The organism is Streptomyces sp. NBC_00259, from assembly GCF_036181745.1.
Classification (GTDB): domain Bacteria; phylum Actinomycetota; class Actinomycetes; order Streptomycetales; family Streptomycetaceae; genus Streptomyces; species Streptomyces pratisoli.
The window spans coordinates 5,558,472-5,574,549 of sequence record NZ_CP108080.1; the positions used below are offsets into that span (position 1 = coordinate 5,558,472).

General features: G+C 70.7%; 14 protein-coding genes and 1 pseudogene. 12 read left to right on the forward strand and 3 right to left on the reverse strand.

The annotated features are described in order from the left end of the window. Positions 1–53 precede the first annotated feature (53 nt). The 5 genes from pruA to OG766_RS25280 all read left to right on the forward strand — a co-directional run bounded on the left by pruA (position 54) and on the right by OG766_RS25280 (position 4,393). Positions 54–1,685 (forward strand): L-glutamate gamma-semialdehyde dehydrogenase, encoded by a 1,632-nt coding sequence (gene pruA, locus OG766_RS25260; protein WP_328726267.1) that lies wholly within the window; start codon positions 54–56, stop codon positions 1,683–1,685. A 149-nt stretch (positions 1,686–1,834) separates the two neighbouring features. After that, positions 1,835–2,071 carry a hypothetical protein gene (locus OG766_RS25265; protein WP_266383651.1) on the forward strand — a complete coding sequence of 79 codons (237 nt, stop codon included), beginning with the start codon at positions 1,835–1,837 and terminating at the stop codon, positions 2,069–2,071. Positions 2,072–2,245: 174 nt separating this feature from the next. After that, a complete protein-coding gene (locus OG766_RS25270) occupies positions 2,246–3,298 on the forward strand; it encodes a S1 family peptidase (RefSeq protein WP_266383654.1) in 1,053 nt (350 codons plus the stop codon). Between the two features lie 160 nt (positions 3,299–3,458). Continuing rightward, positions 3,459–4,013, forward strand: a complete 555-nt coding sequence (locus OG766_RS25275) for an aminoglycoside 2'-N-acetyltransferase (RefSeq protein ID WP_328726268.1) — start codon at positions 3,459–3,461, stop codon at positions 4,011–4,013. Between the two features lie 236 nt (positions 4,014–4,249). Then, positions 4,250–4,393, forward strand: a complete 144-nt coding sequence (locus OG766_RS25280) for a hypothetical protein (RefSeq protein ID WP_266383659.1) — start codon at positions 4,250–4,252, stop codon at positions 4,391–4,393. 40 nt (positions 4,394–4,433) lie between these two features. On the opposite strand, the pseudogene OG766_RS25285 reads toward OG766_RS25280, so the two are convergent. Next, a pseudogene (locus OG766_RS25285) lies at positions 4,434–4,610 on the reverse strand (phosphoesterase); the annotation flags it as partial. 140 nt (positions 4,611–4,750) lie between these two features. Between OG766_RS25285 and OG766_RS25290 the strand changes: the two are divergent. Beyond that, positions 4,751–5,794, forward strand: a complete 1,044-nt coding sequence (locus OG766_RS25290; RefSeq protein WP_266383665.1) for a 3-isopropylmalate dehydrogenase — start codon at positions 4,751–4,753, stop codon at positions 5,792–5,794. Between the two features lie 247 nt (positions 5,795–6,041). Continuing rightward, entirely contained in the window at positions 6,042–7,130 is a 1,089-nt protein-coding gene (locus OG766_RS25295; RefSeq protein ID WP_266383668.1) for a branched-chain amino acid aminotransferase, read from the forward strand. Between the two features lie 200 nt (positions 7,131–7,330). Here the strand turns inward: OG766_RS25295 and OG766_RS25300 are convergent, their stop codons facing one another. Beyond that, entirely contained in the window at positions 7,331–8,758 is a 1,428-nt protein-coding gene (locus tag OG766_RS25300) for a cytosine permease (protein ID WP_266383671.1), read from the reverse strand. Between the two features lie 193 nt (positions 8,759–8,951). Between OG766_RS25300 and ureA the strand changes: the two genes are divergently transcribed. From ureA to OG766_RS25320, 4 genes are all read left to right on the forward strand, one after another. Then, positions 8,952–9,692, forward strand: a complete 741-nt coding sequence (ureA, locus tag OG766_RS25305; protein WP_266383674.1) for an urease subunit gamma — start codon at positions 8,952–8,954, stop codon at positions 9,690–9,692. Then, the gene (locus tag OG766_RS25310) at positions 9,689–11,380 is read left to right on the forward strand and encodes an urease subunit alpha (protein ID WP_266383676.1); all 1,692 of its coding nucleotides are present in this window, start codon (positions 9,689–9,691) and stop codon (positions 11,378–11,380) included. The genes ureA and OG766_RS25310 overlap by 4 nt, the downstream gene beginning before the upstream one ends. Positions 11,381–11,390: 10 nt before the next feature. Continuing rightward, a complete protein-coding gene (locus OG766_RS25315; protein ID WP_266383678.1) occupies positions 11,391–12,410 on the forward strand; it encodes an agmatine deiminase family protein in 1,020 nt (339 codons plus the stop codon). 82 nt (positions 12,411–12,492) lie between these two features. Continuing rightward, positions 12,493–13,116, forward strand: coding sequence for a TetR/AcrR family transcriptional regulator (locus tag OG766_RS25320; protein WP_266383681.1), 624 nt, complete (start codon positions 12,493–12,495; stop codon positions 13,114–13,116). Between the two features lie 63 nt (positions 13,117–13,179). On the opposite strand, the gene OG766_RS25325 is transcribed toward OG766_RS25320, so the two are convergent. Beyond that, complete coding sequence (locus tag OG766_RS25325) at positions 13,180–14,019, reverse strand: hypothetical protein (RefSeq protein WP_266383685.1); 840 nt, start codon at positions 14,017–14,019, stop codon at positions 13,180–13,182. A 368-nt stretch (positions 14,020–14,387) separates the two neighbouring features. On the opposite strand from OG766_RS25325, the gene cimA reads away from it, so the two are divergent. Then, positions 14,388–16,013, forward strand: coding sequence for a citramalate synthase (cimA, locus tag OG766_RS25330; RefSeq protein WP_266383688.1), 1,626 nt, complete (start codon positions 14,388–14,390; stop codon positions 16,011–16,013). The last annotated feature ends 65 nt before the right edge of the window (positions 16,014–16,078 follow it).

The window sequence follows — 16,078 nt, forward strand, 5'->3', positions numbered from 1 at the left end:
AGGGCCCCAGGACTGAGCCCTCCCACCCCTCTCAAAAAGGAGTCAAGGAACTCATGGACGCTGTGACCCAGGTCCCCACCCCCGTCAACGAGCCGGTGCACGGCTATGCGCCCGGATCCGCCGAGCGTGGCCGGCTGGAGGCCAAGCTCAAGGAGCTGGCCGAGAACCCCATCGACCTCCCGATGACCATCAACGGTGAGAAGCGCATGGGTGGCGGCGAGGAGTTCAAGGTCGTCCAGCCGCACAACCACCAGGCCGTCATCGGCACCTTCCGCGGCGCCACCCAGCAGGACGCGCAGGACGCGATCGACGCCGCCCTCGCCGCCGCCCCGGCGTGGCGCGCGATGTCGTTCGACGACCGCGCCGCGATCATCCTGCGCGCCGCCGAGCTGCTGTCGGGCCCCTGGCGCGAGACGCTGGCCGCCTCCACCATGCTGGGCCAGTCGAAGACCGCGCAGCAGGCCGAGATCGACACTCCCTGCGAGCTGATCGACTTCTGGCGCTTCAACGTGGCGTACGCCCGCCAGATCCTGGCCGAGCAGCCGCCGGCCAACTCCCCGGGTGTGTGGAACCGCCTCGACCATCGCCCGCTTGAGGGCTTCGTCTACGCGATCACGCCGTTCAACTTCACGGCCATCGCGGGCAACCTGCCCACCGCCCCCGCCCTGATGGGCAACGTGGTGGTGTGGAAGCCGTCCCCGACGCAGACGCACGCCGCCGTGCTGCTGATGCAGCTGCTGGAGGAGGCCGGTCTGCCCAAGGGCGTCATCAACCTGGTGACGGGCGACGGCATCGCCGTCTCCGAGGTGGCGCTGAACCACCCCGACCTGGCCGGTATCCACTTCACCGGCTCGACCAAGACCTTCCAGCACCTGTGGAAGACGGTCGGCAACAACATCGAGAAGTACCGCTCCTACCCGCGCATCGTCGGTGAGACGGGCGGCAAGGACTTCGTCGTCGCGCACCCGAGCGCCGACCGCGCCATCCTGAAGACCGCGCTGACCCGCGGCTCCTTCGAGTTCCAGGGCCAGAAGTGCTCCGCGTCCTCGCGTGCGTACGTCCCGGCCTCCATCTGGAACTCGGGCTTCAAGGAGGAGTTCGCGGCCGAGGTCGACGGCATCCGGATGGGTGACGTCACCGACCTGACGAACTTCATCGGCGCCGTCATCGACGAGCGTTCGTTCGCCAAGAACAAGGCCGCGATCGACCGTGCCAAGCAGGACCCGACCTGCACGATCGTCGCGGGCGGTACGTACGACGACTCGGTCGGCTACTTCGTCCGTCCGACGGTCATCGAGTGCACCGACGCGTCGAGCGAGGTCTTCACGACCGAGTACTTCGGCCCGATCCTCGCCGTGTACGTCTACGAGGACGACGCGTACGACGAGATGCTGACGCAGATGGAGTCGGTGTCGGCGTACGCGCTGACCGGATCGGTCATCTCCGGTGACCGTGCGGCGACCGCGTACACGATGGACAAGCTCCGCTACGCGGCGGGCAACTTCTACATCAACGACAAGTCGACCGGCGCCGTCGTCGGCCAGCAGCCCTTCGGCGGCGGCCGCGCCTCCGGCACCAACGACAAGGCCGGTGCCCCGCAGAACCTGATGCGCTGGACGCTGACCCGCGCGATCAAGGAGACGCTGGTGCCGCCGACCGAGTACGGCTACCCGCACATGGGCTGACGCCCGCACCGGGCCGCACGGCCCGTCCCGTGAACACCGCCCCCCGCCGGTCCCCCACAGACCGGCCGGGGGCGGGCTCATGTCCGGCGCACGGTCCTGGGCGGGCTTAGGCTGCTGACCAGGGGGACCCGCGCCGAGGAGGGACAACCATGCCAGGTTCCACGACTCTCGGCCCCGGTCACGGGGCCGACGCGATCGAGCATCCCGATGCGCAGCGGCTCGCTTCCGTGCTGACGGAACTGCACCGGCTGCTGGACGCGGCGGGGCCCGACCGGATCACGGATCCGCAGGTCGCCGCGTTGGGCGGGGGCAAGGCACACCGGGACGAGTTCACCGAATGGGTGGGGCGGGTCGCCCGGCAGCTCGAGAAAACCACGTCCTCCTAGGTCACCCAGCGGCGTCGCCGCGGTGCCCCCGGCCGTCCGGCCGGGGGCATCGTCGTGTGCGTTCCTGTGCGATCGGGGGCCGGATTGGTCCAGACCCTTGCGTTGATGATGTGGCCATGCCAAATTGCTTCGTCGGTACGTCCCCACACGTAACCGTCGAAGGAGACCCCTCGTATGAGACGCACCATCCGTGCGCGCATAGGTCTTTCCGTCCTTCTCGTCGCCGGCTCGATCGGGCTGGGCGCCGCCCCCGCCGCAGCCGCCGTCGAGCCCACACCCGCCCCCCTCCCGCTCAACGCGCTCGACGTCCAGGTCGAACGGCAGCTCGGCGGCGACAGCGCAGGCACCTACCAGGACCGGGCGAGCGGAAAGCTCGTCGTCACCGTCACCACCGAGGCCGCGGCCGAACGGGTCCGGGCTGCCGGAGCGGTTCCGAAGCGGGTCCAGCGCAGCGCGGCCCAGCTGGACGCCGCCATGGCCGCCCTGGAGTCCAGAGCGAAGATCACCGGTACGTCCTGGGGCGTCGACCCCCGGACGAACCAGATCGCGGTCGAGGCCGACGAGTCCGTCTCGGCGAGGGACATGGCCCGGCTGCGCCGGGTCGCCGACTCGCTCGACGGGGCCGTCCGCGTCGCCCGTGTCCCCGGCACCTTCCATCGCGAGGTCGCGGGAGGCGACGCGATCTACGGCGGCGGCTACCGCTGCTCGGCCGCCTTCAACGTCGCCAAGGGCTCGACCCGTTACCTCCTGACCGCCGGGCACTGCACCAACGCCGGCGCCAACTGGTCGGCCACGTCCGGTGGTCCGGTGATCGGAGTCCGTGAGGGAACCAGCTTCCCGACCAACGACTACGGCATCGTGCGCTACACCGACGGCTCCGCGCCGTTCGGCCACGTCAACCTCTACAACGGCAGCAACCAGGACATCACCTCCGCCGCCGACGCCGTCGTGGGCCAGTCGATCCAGAAGAGCGGGTCGACCACCAAGCTGACCAGCGGCACCGTCACCGCCGTCAACGTGACGGTCAACTACGGCGACGGACCGGTCTACAACATGGTCCGTACGACCGCCTGTTCGGCCGGCGGCGACAGCGGCGGCGCGCACTTCGCCGGCTCGGTCGCCCTCGGCATCCACTCGGGCAGCTCCGGCTGCACGGGCACGAACGGCTCCGCGATCCACCAGCCGGTGCGGGAGGCGCTGGCCGCGTACGGCGTCAACGTGTACTGACAGCGGGTACTGATGCCGTGTACTGACGCCGCGGACGTGCTTCCCCGGGAGGCCGTCGATCGGTGAAGCGGTCCGGGGCGCGCTGCGTGCGCGCCCCGGACCGTCCTGATGAGCGCATACGAGCGGTGGCCGGGCGTGTGACCCTGACAGAGTGGCGCACATGACGGACACCACGACGCAGCTGCGTACAGCCCACACCTACCAGCTGTCCGCGGCCACGCTCGACGAGATCCGCCTCATGCTCGACGGAGCCTTCGACGGCGACTTCGGCGACGAGGACTGGACCCACGGGCTCGGCGGCATCCACGCCTTCATCGGCGACAGTGACGGGATCGCCGCCCACGGCAGCGTGATCATGCGCCGGGTGCTGCACGCGGGACGCTCGTACCGCACCGGCTACGTCGAGGCCGTCGGCGTCCGCGCCGACCGCCGCCGCGAGGGCCTGGGCGGCCGGGTGATGGCGGCGCTGGAGACGGTCATCGACGGCGCGTACGAACTCGGCGCCCTCTCCGCCTCCGACGACGGCGCCACGCTGTACGCCGCACGCGGCTGGCAGCTGTGGCGGGGCCGGATCGAGGCGCTGAGCCCCGACGGCGTCATCCACCTCCCGGACGAGGAGGGCTCCGCCTACCTCAGGCCCGCCGCCAGCGGCCCCCTGCCGGACGCCGCCACGTCCGCGCTGCTCTTCGACTGGCGGGACGGCGACGTGCTCTGAGCCAGGTGCCCGCTCTCACCAGCACCGCTTCAAGATCGCGTCTCAGATAGTAGGAAGTCCGACTAATTGTAGAGACAGCGAGGCCCGGCTCCCTTAGCTTTGTAGGAGCCGAACGTCTCGCTCGATCCAGCGAATGGCGGCCCCGAGCCGGTGCCCCAAGCAGGCAACCCCTGCGGCCCCGCTCCCCGCCCCTTCCGGCGCCTTCGATCGTTTGTGATCTCAAGGAGTCGATCACCATGCCCGAGACGACCTTCCGCCGCCGCGTCCGTCACACGCCCCGCACCAGCGAGTCCGACCGCAAGAGCGCCGCCGCGAACGCCGCCGCCGCCTTGCAGCGAGCCCTCGACCGCAGGGACAACGGCGGCGAGACCGGGCACTGACCCGGCGGCACCGGGCCCTGACCTCCGGGGCGCCCCGGGGTCACTGACCGCGCCTGACCTCGAAGTAGTCGATGCGCTCGCCGTTCTCGGCGAGCGCGGAGACCTTCAGCTTCGCCGCCGCACCGGTCTCCGCCTCCACCGCGAGGAAGGAGAAGCCGGGGTAGCGGACGCGCGACCACTCGACCGTGTCCGGGTCGGGCAGCCGCAGCTTCGTCCAGATGCGGGGTAACTTGCCAGTAACTTGCGGCCCTTCGCCAGACTCCGGATGAACGGAGTTCAACGAAACCGCGTGTGAGAAGTGCGTCCGTATGGTGGACGTCGAATGTCATTCGCTGGGACGCGGAGTACGGTGCCGATATGTCTCGCAGCCTCAATCTCGCAGTGATCCCCGGTGACGGCATCGGCCAGGAGGTCGTGGCCCAGGGCCTCAAGGTCCTCTCGGCCGTGCTTCCTCAGGACGTGAAGCTGGAGACCAAGGAGTACGACCTCGGTGCCAAGCGCTGGCACCGCACCGGCGAGACCCTCCCGGACGCGGAACTCGAATCCCTCAAGCAGCACGACGCGATCCTGCTCGGCGCGATCGGCGACCCCTCCGTGCCGTCCGGCGTCCTGGAGCGCGGGCTGCTGCTGAAGCTCCGGTTCGCCTTCGACCACTACGTCAACCTGCGTCCGTCGAAGCTCTTCCCGAACACCGCGACCCCGCTCGCGGGCCGCCCGGACATCGACTTCGTCGTCGTCCGCGAGGGCACCGAGGGCCCGTACACCGGCAACGGCGGCTCGCTGCGCACCGGTACGCCCGCCGAGGTCGCCACCGAGGTCAGCGTCAACACCGCGTACGGCGTCGAGCGTGTCGTGCGTGACGCTTTCGAGCGAGCCAAGGCCCGCCCCCGCAAGAAGCTGACGCTGGTTCACAAGAACAACGTCCTCGTGTACGCGGGCCACATGTGGAAGAACATCTTCGACAGGGTCGGCCAGGAGTATCCCGAGGTCACCACCGACTATCTGCACGTCGACGCCGCGACGATCTTCTTCGTCACCCAGCCCGAGCGCTTCGACGTCATCGTCACCGACAACCTTTTCGGTGACATCCTGACCGACCTGGCCGCTGCCGTGACCGGCGGCATCGGACTGGCCGCCTCCGGAAACGTCAACCCGACGGGCGCGTTCCCGTCCATGTTCGAGCCCGTCCACGGCTCCGCGCCGGACATCGCGGGCCAGGGCAAGGCCGACCCGACGGCCACGATCCTGTCCGTCGCCCTCCTCCTGCGCCACCTCGGCCACGAGACCGAGGCCGTGCGCATCGAGGACGCCGTCGCCGCCGACCTGGCGGAGCGTGACGGCGGCACCGCCCGCACCACCGACGAGATCGGCGACGCGCTCGCCGTACGAGTAGCGGGCTGATCCGTCGACTCTCGAAACCTCGAAGCCGCCGGGTCGCAACGCACCCGGCGGCTTCTCCTTTGCGGCCTCCGGGTGCCACCATCAAGCCATGGGCCGCGATTCACGCCGTTCTGCTGTGTTCTGCTCCGGCCCCCACGCGCTGCGATAATCGGACGTGGGGCCGCACCATGCGGGGAAGCTCGGACGTCCTAGCAGAGACGGTCATGGGTTCGGTCCGTCACAAACACACGGTGAAGGACACGCAGACATGACGACGACCACGATCGAGCTCAAGCCCTCCTCGAACCCGCTGTCCGACGCGGAGCGCGAGGCGATCCTGGCCAACCCCGGATTCGGCCGCCACTTCACCGACCACATGGTGACGATCAAGTGGACCGAAGGGCGCGGCTGGCACGATGCGCAGCTGACCCCGTACGCGCCGCTGTCCATGGACCCGGCCAACATGACGCTGCACTACGCGCAGGAGATCTTCGAGGGGCTGAAGGCCTACCGCAGGCCCGACGGCTCGGTCGCCACCTTCCGGCCCGACGCCAACGCGGAGCGCTTCCAGGTCTCCGCCCGGCGTCTGGCCATGCCGGAGCTTCCGGTCGAGACGTTCATCGCGGCCTGTGACGCGCTGGTCCAGCAGGACAAGGCGTGGGTCCCGGCGCACGGCGGCGAGGCCTCGCTGTATCTGCGTCCGTTCATGTTCGCCAACGAGGTCGGTCTCGGCGTGCGTCCGGCCAACGAGTACCTCTTCATCGTCATCGCCTCACCGGCCGGCCCGTACTTCCCCGGTGGCGTCAAGCCCGTCTCGATCTGGCTCTCCGAGGACCGCGTCCGCGCGGTGCCCGGCGGCATCGGTTTCGCCAAGACCGGCGGCAACTACGCCGCGTCCCTGCTCGCCCAGGCCGAGGCCGCCGCGAAGGGCTGTGACCAGGTCGCCTACCTCGACGCCGTGGAGCACAAGTGGGTCGAGGAGCTGGGCGGGATGAACCTGTACTTCGTGTACGGGGACAAGATCGTCACGCCCGAGCTCACCGGCTCGCTGCTCGCGGGCATCACCCGTGACTCGCTTCTCAAGCTCGCCCGCGACCTCGGCTACGAGGCGGTGGAGGACCGGGTGTCCATCGACGACTGGAAGCGCGACACCGAGAACGGCACGCTGCACGAGGTCTTCGCCTGTGGCACCGCCGCCGTCATCACCCCCGTCGGCACGGTCAAGTCCGCCCACGGCGAGTGGTCGCAGGCGAACGGCGAGCCGGGCAAGGTCACGATGGAGCTGCGCAAGGCGCTGCTCGACATCCAGACGGGCGCCGCGGAGGACCCGCACGCCTGGATGCACACGCTGGGCTAGGAGCGGGCTAGGAGCCCCTTTCCGGATCGGTGACCCACACCGCGGCAAGGTCACCGCGGCGAAGGCACCGCGGCGTAGGCACCGAGACGAAGGCGCCGCGGCGAAGCACCACGGCGAAGGCTCCCGCACGCACCGCGTGCGGGAGCCTTGCTGTTCGCCCGGCGACCGCGTGGCGGTCCATGGCCCCGGAGGGCGAGCCTTCAGTCCACGGCGGTCATGATCCGGCCGGCCGGTTCGGTGGCGGGCGCCGCCTCCGGCCGCGGCCGAAGCACCGCGTACACCAGGCCACCCGTCACACCGGACAGGACGAAGCTGCAGTCCACGCCGCCGGTCAGGGCGAGCAGCGGGCCCTCGTGGAACGGGGTCGAGACGGAGAGCAGGCCCACCCCCGCGCCCAGCGTCCAGGCGATGGCCGCCCGTGGCTCCCAGCCCGCGCGGAACCAGTAGACGCCGCCCCGGGCACGCCGGTTGTAGACCTGGAGCGCTTCGGCGTCGTACGCGCCGCGGCAGCGCAGATGGCCCATGAGGGTGATGACGGCCCAAGGGGTGCCGATCGCCGTGAGCAGCAGCACGAACGAGGTCATCGCCGACCGGGCGTCCCAGGCGAAGTGCCCGAGGAAGACGAAGACGGTGGCGACGACCGCGACGATCACGGTGGACGCGGTGCGGCTGGCCCTGGGGACGATCGCGTCGAGGTCGAGGCCCATCGAGTACAGCATCAGCCCGGCGTTGCCGACCGAACCGGCCGCGGCGGCGAGCAGCAGCGGCAGCAGGTACCAGGTGGGGGAGGCCTCGACCAGCGGGCCCGCGTAGTCCTGCGAGGCGCGGGCGGCCAGCGCGGTGAAGGTGCCGAACAGCTGCGGGATCAGGAGTCCGGCGAACAGGCCCAGACAGGTCGCGTTCAGCACCGCGCGCGGGGTGTGCCGCCGCGGCGAGATGTAGCGGGTGTAGTCGCCGAGCAGCGTGATGAAGGCGATCGGACCGCTGAGCCCGGCGGCCACGGCCGAGAGCGCCCAGGTCGGCCAGAAGGAGCCCATCAGATACGGGGCGTCGGGCGGCGCCGCGGTCGTCAGGTCCGGCGCGTACGCCACGAGGCCCAGCGTGAGCAGCGCGATCATCCCGAGGGCCAGGACCTTGCTCATCCGCAGCAGCAGCCGGTAGCCGAAGACCGCACCGATCACGGTGCACGCGGCCAGCAGGGCGTAGACCAGGGCGTGGCTCGGGCCGCCGGCCGGCAGACCGGTCAGCCGGGCCAGGGTGCCGACCATCACGTCGCCGCCGATCCACAGGGTCAGCGCGGTGTACCCGAGGGACAGCAGGAGGCCGACGACCGAGCCGATCAGCCGTCCGCGTACGCCGAAGAAGGCGCCGCTGGACGTGGAGAGATTGGTCGCCGTGCGCAGTGAGACGAGCGCGAGCGGTGCCGTCACGAGCACACCGGCGACCGTGCCCGCGACCACCGAGGTCACCGCGCCCCACAGGCCGAGGCCGAAGGAGACCGGCAGCCAGCCGAAGACGATCACACCGAGGCAGAGGTTGGAGCCGAGCAGGATCGCGACGAGATCGCGGGGACCGCTGGTCCGTTCCGCTTCGGGGATGGTGTCGACTCCGCGCTGTTCGATCGGCATCGGGCTCTCCCTGGTCCACAGGCGTCGTTTGAGTGCTGCTCTATGTGAACCCGGCGAAGAGCTGGCGTCAATGCTTCCGGTCAAGGAAAGTGCGGGTTAGAGTGTCGTTCAAACGTCTGGAATCGGATTCAGAGATTCCGGAGCGATGCACCCAGCAGGAGGCCGCGGTGGACCTCCAGGGAGGCGTGGTGACGTGCGACTGACCCCGACCGAGCGCGACCGGCTGCTGCTGTTCGGCGCCGCCGAACTGGCCCGGGCGCGGCGTGCCCGTGGGCTCAAGCTCAATGTCCCCGAGGCGACCGCACTGATCGCCGACACCGTCTGCGAGGCGGCCAGGGACGGGCGCCGGCTCGCCGAGGCGATCGAGGCGGCCCGCTCCGTACTCGGCCCCGGCGATGTCCTGCCCGGTGTGGCCGATGTGGTCACCGAGGTCCATGTCGAGGCCGTCTTCGACGACGGATCCCGGCTCGCGGTGGTCTCCGACCCCATCGGGGGCGGCGGCCTCGGCGACGCGGCCCCCGGCGCCGTCCTGCCCGGACCCGCGCAGCCCGCACCCGAGCCCGCGGTGCGGCTGACCGTACGCAACACCGCGACCGTCCCCGTCAGCGTCACCTCCCACTTCCACTTCTTCGAGGCCAACCCCCGGCTCGACTTCCCCCGGGCGGCGGCCTACGGCATGCGCCTCTGCGTCCCCGCCGGGTCGTCCGTCCGCTTCGACCCGGGCGGCGAGGCCGAGATCGGACTCGTACCGATCGGCGGCGACCGCATCGCCATCGGCTTCGCCGGCCTCGTCGACGGGCCGCTCGACGCGCCGGGCGCGAAGGCCGAGGCCCTGCGCCGAGCGGCGGCCTGCGGCTATCTCGGCGCCGACGCGGAAGAGCAGGTGCAGCGGCAGGTGCAGCAGGACGAGCAGCAGCAGGAGGAGGACCGGTGACCGGTAACGATCCGCACGAGTACGCGAGCGTCCACGGCCCCCGCGCCGGGGACCGGGTCGTGCTGGGCGACTCCGGACTCGTCGTCCGTGTCGAGTCCGACTCCCAGAAGTCCGGGGACGAGTTCCTCGCCGGCTTCGGCAAGACGGCCCGCGACGGAATTCATCTGAAGGCCGCCGCGGTCCGCGAGACCTGTGACGTCGTCATCAGCAACGTCCTCGTCATCGACGCCGTCCAGGGCATCCGCAAGGTGTCGATCGGCATCCGTGAGGGCCGCATCGCCGGTATCGGACGCGCCGGGAACCCGGACACCCTCGACGGTGTGGACGTCGTCGTCGGCACCGGCACGTCGATCGTCTCCGGCGAGGGCCTCATCGCCACCGCCGGCGCCGTCGACACCCATGTGCATCTGCTGTCGCCGCGGGTCATGGAGGCCTCCCTCGCCTCCGGTGTCACGACGATCATCGGCCAGGAGTTCGGCCCCGTCTGGGGCGTCGGCGTCAACTCGCCCTGGGCCCTCAAGCACACCTTCAACGCCTTCGACGCCTGGCCCGTCAACATCGGCTTCCTCGCCCGCGGTTCCTCCTCCGGCGACGCCCCGCTCGTCGAGGCGCTCGCCGAGGGCGGCGCCTGCGGCTTCAAGGTCCACGAGGACATGGGCGCCCACACCCGCGCCCTCGACACCGCGCTGCGGGTCGCCGAGGAGTACGACGTCCAGGTCGCCCTGCACAGCGACGGCCTCAACGAATGCCTGTCGGTCGAGGACACGCTGAACGTCCTCGACGGCCGGACCATCCACGCCTTCCACATCGAGGGCTGCGGCGGAGGGCACGTACCGAACGTCCTCAAGATGGCGGGCGTGCCGAACGTCATCGGCTCCTCCACCAACCCCACCCTGCCGTTCGGCCGGGACGCCGTCGCCGAGCACTACGGAATGATCGTCTCCGTACACGACCTCAAGACCGACCTGCCCGGTGACGCCGCCATGGCCCGCGACCGCATCCGCGCCGGGACGATGGGGGCCGAGGACGTCCTGCACGACCTGGGCGCGATCGGCATCACCTCCTCGGACGCCCAGGGCATGGGCCGTGCCGGCGAGACCGTGCGCCGCACCTTCGCCATGGCCGGGAAGATGAAGGCCGAGCTGGGTCCCATGGACGGCGACGGCGCCCACGACGACAACGCGCGCGTCCTGCGCTACATCGCCAAGCTGACGATCAACCCGGCCGTCGCCCACGGTCTCGCGCACGAGATCGGCTCGATCGAGAGCGGCAAGCTCGCCGACATCGTGCTGTGGAAGCCGCAGTTCTTCGGGGCGAAGCCGCAGCTCGTGCTGAAGGCCGGCTTCCCGGCGTACGGGGTGACCGGCGACCCGAACGCCGCGACCGACACCTGCGAACCGCTCGTCCTGGGACCGCAGTTCGGCGCCCACGGGGCAACCCCCGCGGACATCTCCGTGGCGTTCGTGTCCCAGGCCGCGGCCGCGCTCGGCGACGACAGGATGCCCACGCGCCGGCGTCGCGTCGGGGTACGCGGCACCCGGGGCATCGGCCCCAAGGACCTGCTCCTCAACTCCCGGGTCGGCGACGTGGCCGTGGACGCGCACAGCGGACTGGTCACGCTCGACGGCGATCCGCTCCGCTCGGACCCGGTCGAATCCATGTCCCTCAACCGCCTCTACTTCCTCTAGGACTCACGTCATGACGTTCCGTATGCCGCCCGAGTGGGCCCCCCACGAGCGCACCTGGATGGCCTGGCCAGGTCCCAACCCGACCTTCACCGACGACGAGGAACTCGCGGAGGCGCGCGCCGCGTGGGCGGACGTGGCCCGTGCCGTACGCCGCTTCGAGCCGGTCACCATGGTCGTCGGGCCCGGGCAGCGCGAAGGCGCCCGTGAACTCCTGGGCGAGGACGTGGAGATCGTGGAGCGCGAGCTCGACGACGCCTGGATGCGGGACATCGGCCCGACCTTCGTCGTCGACGGCGAGGGCGCTCTCGCCGCCGTCGACTGGGTCTTCAACGGCTGGGGCGCCCAGGACTGGGCGCGCTGGGAGCACGACTCCAAGATCGCCCGCCATGTCGCGGACCTCGTGAACGTCCCCGTCCACTCCTCGGGCCTCGTCAACGAGGGCGGCGCGATCCACGTCGACGGCGAGGGCACGGTCCTGCTGACCGACACGGTCCAGCTCGGCGCCGGCCGCAACCCCGACTGGACCCGGGAACAGGTCGAGGCCGAGATCCACGCCAGGCTCGGCACCGAGAAGGCGATCTGGCTGCCGCACGGTCTGAGCGGCGACTACGGCATGTACGGCACGCAGGGCCACGTCGACATCGTCGCCGCGTTCGCCCGGCCGGGCGTGGTCCTCGTCCACAGCCAGAAGGACCCCGCCCACCCGGACCACGAGCGCTCCCGGACCTATGTCGAGCTGCTGCGCGGCCGGACGGACGCCCGTGGCCGGGCCCTGGAGGTCGTCGAGATCCCGGCGCCCACCGTCCTCAAGGACGAGGACGGCGAATGGGTCGACTACTCGTACATCAACCACTACCTCTGCAACGACGGCGTGGTGCTGTGCGCCTTCGACGACCCGAACGACGAGATCGCGGCGGCGGTCTTCCGGCGGCTGTTCCCGGACCGTACGGTGACCCTGGTGGACGCGAGGGCGATCTTCGCGGGCGGGGGCGGCATCCACTGCATCACCCAGCAGCAACCGCGTGTCTGACCCGGATTCCGGGGCGGGGCACGGGTCATCCGCGGGGCACCGGCCATCCGCGGGGGCCGGGCGGATCGGGTACAACGTACGGGTGAACGTTCCCCCGCCCCCTCGACGCCGCAACGCCGCCCCGCCCCGTGAGGAACTGCTCGCCGCGGCGATGGCGACCATCGCCGAGCGCGGGCTCGACGGGCTCACCATGGCCGGGCTCGGGCGCGAGGTGGGGATGAGCAGCGGGCATCTCCTCTACTACTTCCGCACCAAGGACGAGCTGCTGCTCCAGACCCTGGAGTGGAGCGAGGGCCGCCTCGGCGCGGAGCGCAGCTCCCTGCTGTCCAGGCTCGGGCCCGCACGCGAACGGCTCGACGCCTACGTCGACCTGTACGTCCCCGACGGCCACCGCGACCCGCACTGGACGCTGTGGCTGGAGGTCTGGAACCGCTCGCAGAACGCCGACGACGACGCCCGCGCCCGCCAGGCCGCCATCGAGGGCGCCTGGCACCGCGATCTCGTCGCGCTGCTCGCCGAGGGCAGCTCGCGCGGCGAGTTCCGCGCCGTCGACGCGGATCGCTTCGCCGCCCGGCTGCGCGCGCTGCTCGACGGCTTCTCCGTCCATGTGGCGGTGGGGATACCGGGCACGAGCCGGGAGCAGGTCCTGGGCCACGTAAGGGAGTTCATCGACGAGGCACTGACGCCGGTGACCCCGGGAACGTGACGCACGCAGGTACTGCCGATCGTTGCCGTCCCGATCATGACGCCCGGCCGTCGTGCACGGCGGTCACCCGCCCGTGGCCGCCGCCTCCGGCTGCTGCACGAGGCGCTGCTGCATCTTCTGGAGCGAGTCCGCGGCGTACTTGTGGATCTGCGGGTCCAGCTTGCTGCTGCCGACCACGTAGGCGCTCAGGACACTCTTGCCGTCCCGTCCGGTGGCGATGACGTAGAGGTCGTCGACCTTGCCCCCGTTCGCGGTGACGACCTGGTGGCCCTCCTCGGACACCAGCTCGTCGAAGCCGGTCACCTGCGGCGGGGTCGCCTCGCGCACCCCGTTCCAGCGTTCCTTGGCCCGGTGCTGTTCCGGACAGCGGTGGATGTTGTCCCGGGCGTCGGCGAGGTACTGCTTCGCCGTGGCCTCGTCCACGAACACCTTGACCTCGGACGTCCCCGCGATGCCCGACGACGTCTGGTACACGTTGCGCTGCAGGGAGGCCAGCGTGCCGGCCCGACTGGGACGGCTGGCGAACTCGCAGTCCTCCCGCACCAGCGACTCCGGCGCGGGGTCCACCTCGTACGGATCGTGCTGGGTGAAGCCGGCACCCCAGTCCGGGGGTGCCAGGGCCACCCGGGTCGCGACCGCGTGGGCGTCCGCCTCCGCAGCCTTCGTGTCGACCGGGGTGGGGGAGCCGGAACCTCCGCCGCCGTCGTCCCCGTCGCCGCCGAGTGACAACACCAGCACCACGACGAGGGCCAGCACCGCCGCCGCCCCGCCGACGAGCAGTGCGAGGGTACGACGGGAGCGTCCGCCGGACGGGCCGGGACCGGGCGGCGGCGGACCGGCAGCCGGTCCGGACGGCCGGGGCACGGGTCCGGACGGCGGTCCTGTGGGGGGTTGTGAACTCATGGGTTTCCCCTACCACTCCGCCGGGCGGCACCCCGCCCGCTGAACGGGTGCGGGGGCGGGTCACCGGACGGCGCCCGCATACTGAGACCGCTGTCCATGCTGGCACGCACATGTGGCAGACTGCCACTGTGCTCGCATTCGCCATGATTATCGGCAGCAGCGCGCCGGTCCGCAGTGACCGCTGACCCGTGGCCAGTAACCCCCGCGGCAGCGGCACCGTGCCCCAGACCCGCGCGCAGACCTCTCGCACCCGCGAGGGGTCTTTTCGTTTTACGGCCCCACCCCGGCCGGACGAGAGGCGCGCGAAGATGGGGGCAAGTGGAGCCAAGAATTCCGGAGCCACTCATCCGACAGGAGTCACAACAGCCATGACCACAGAGGCCACGGACACCGATAGGGACGGCGTCACCGACGACGGTTTCCATGTCTTCGACACCACGTTGCGCGACGGCGCGCAGCGCGAGGGCATCAACCTCACCGTCGCGGACAAGCTGACCATCGCCCGGCACCTCGACGAGTTCGGCGTGGGCTTCATCGAGGGCGGGTGGCCGGGCGCCAACCCCCGGGACACCGAATTCTTCGCCCGGGCCCGCCAGGAGATCGACCTCAAGCACGCCCAGCTCGTCGCGTTCGGCGCCACTCGCCGGGCCGGCGCCACGGCCGCCGAGGACCCGCAGGTCAAGGCACTGCTCGACTCCGGTGCGCCGGTGATCACGCTGGTCGCCAAGTCCCACGACCGCCATGTCGAGCTCGCTCTGCGCACGACGCTCGACGAGAACCTGGAGATGGTCCGCGACACCGTCACGTACCTGCGCTCCCAGGGCCGGCGCGTCTTCGTCGACTGCGAGCACTTCTTCGACGGCTACCGGGCCAACGCCCAGTACGCCAAGGCCGTGGTCAGGGCCGCCTCCGAGGCCGGTGCCGACGTGGTCATCCTCTGCGACACCAACGGCGGCATGCTGCCCGCCCAGATCCAGGCCGTCGTCTCCACCGTCCTCGCCGACACCGGCGCCCGCCTCGGCATCCACGCCCAGGACGACACCGGCTGCGCCGTGGCCAACACCCTCGCGGCCGTCGACGCCGGCGCCACACACGTCCAGTGCACCGCCAACGGCTACGGCGAGCGGGTCGGCAATGCCAACCTCTTCCCCGTCGTGGCCGCGCTGGAGCTGAAGTACGGCAAGAAGGTGCTGCCCGCCGGCGCCCTGCAGGAGATGACCCGGATCTCGCACGCCATCGCCGAGGTCGTCAACCTCACGCCGTCCACGCACCAGCCCTATGTGGGTGTCTCCGCCTTCGCCCACAAGGCCGGACTGCACGCCTCCGCGATCAAGGTCGATCCGGACCTGTACCAGCACATCGACCCCGAGCAGGTCGGCAACACCATGCGGATGCTCGTCTCCGACATGGCCGGCCGTGCCTCCATCGAACTCAAGGGCAAGGAGCTCGGCGTCGACCTCGGCGGCAACCGCGAGCTCGTCGGCCGGGTCGTGGAGCGGGTCAAGGAGCGCGAGCTGAGGGGCTACACGTACGAGGCCGCGGACGCCTCCTTCGAACTGCTGCTGCGCGAGGAGGCGGAGGGCAGACCGCGCCTGTACTTCCGTACGGAGTCCTGGCGCGTGATCGTCGAGGACCGCCCCGACGGCACCCACGCCAACGAGGCCACGGTCAAGCTGTGGGCCAAGGGCGAGCGGATCGTCGCGACGGCCGAGGGCAACGGGCCGGTCAACGCGCTGGACCGGGCGATGCGGGTGGGGCTGGAGCGGATCTACCCGCAGCTCGCCAAGCTGGAGCTGGTCGACTACCGGGTCCGCATCCTCGAAGGCCGCCACGGCACGGGGTCCACCACCCGCGTACTGATCACGACGGGCGACGGCACCGGCGAGTGGTCGACGGTCGGCGTCGGTGACAACATCATCGCCGCCTCCTGGCAGGCCCTGGAGGACGCCTACACCTACGGACTGCTGCGGGCCGGGGTCGAGCCGGCGGAGTAGCCGGAGGCGGTTCCGGAACCGCCCGTGCGGTTCCGGAGTCCCCTCACCTGCGGCTATGTCCTATT

Bases quoted from the DNA above. Each gene is read 5' to 3' on its own strand.
- pruA (WP_328726267.1), top strand. From the start codon at position 54: ATGGACGCTGTGACCCAGGTCCCCACCCCCGTCAACGAGCCGGTGCAC.
- OG766_RS25265 (WP_266383651.1), top strand. From the start codon at position 1,835: ATGCCAGGTTCCACGACTCTCGGCCCCGGTCACGGGGCCGACGCGATC.
- OG766_RS25270 (WP_266383654.1), top strand. From the start codon at position 2,246: ATGAGACGCACCATCCGTGCGCGCATAGGTCTTTCCGTCCTTCTCGTC.
- OG766_RS25275 (WP_328726268.1), top strand. From the start codon at position 3,459: ATGACGGACACCACGACGCAGCTGCGTACAGCCCACACCTACCAGCTG.
- OG766_RS25280 (WP_266383659.1), top strand. From the start codon at position 4,250: ATGCCCGAGACGACCTTCCGCCGCCGCGTCCGTCACACGCCCCGCACC.
- OG766_RS25290 (WP_266383665.1), top strand. From the start codon at position 4,751: ATGTCTCGCAGCCTCAATCTCGCAGTGATCCCCGGTGACGGCATCGGC.
- OG766_RS25295 (WP_266383668.1), top strand. From the start codon at position 6,042: ATGACGACGACCACGATCGAGCTCAAGCCCTCCTCGAACCCGCTGTCC.
- OG766_RS25300 (WP_266383671.1), bottom strand. From the start codon at position 8,758: ATGCCGATCGAACAGCGCGGAGTCGACACCATCCCCGAAGCGGAACGG.
- OG766_RS25315 (WP_266383678.1), top strand. From the start codon at position 11,391: ATGACGTTCCGTATGCCGCCCGAGTGGGCCCCCCACGAGCGCACCTGG.
- OG766_RS25325 (WP_266383685.1), bottom strand. From the start codon at position 14,019: ATGAGTTCACAACCCCCCACAGGACCGCCGTCCGGACCCGTGCCCCGG.
- cimA (WP_266383688.1), top strand. From the start codon at position 14,388: ATGACCACAGAGGCCACGGACACCGATAGGGACGGCGTCACCGACGAC.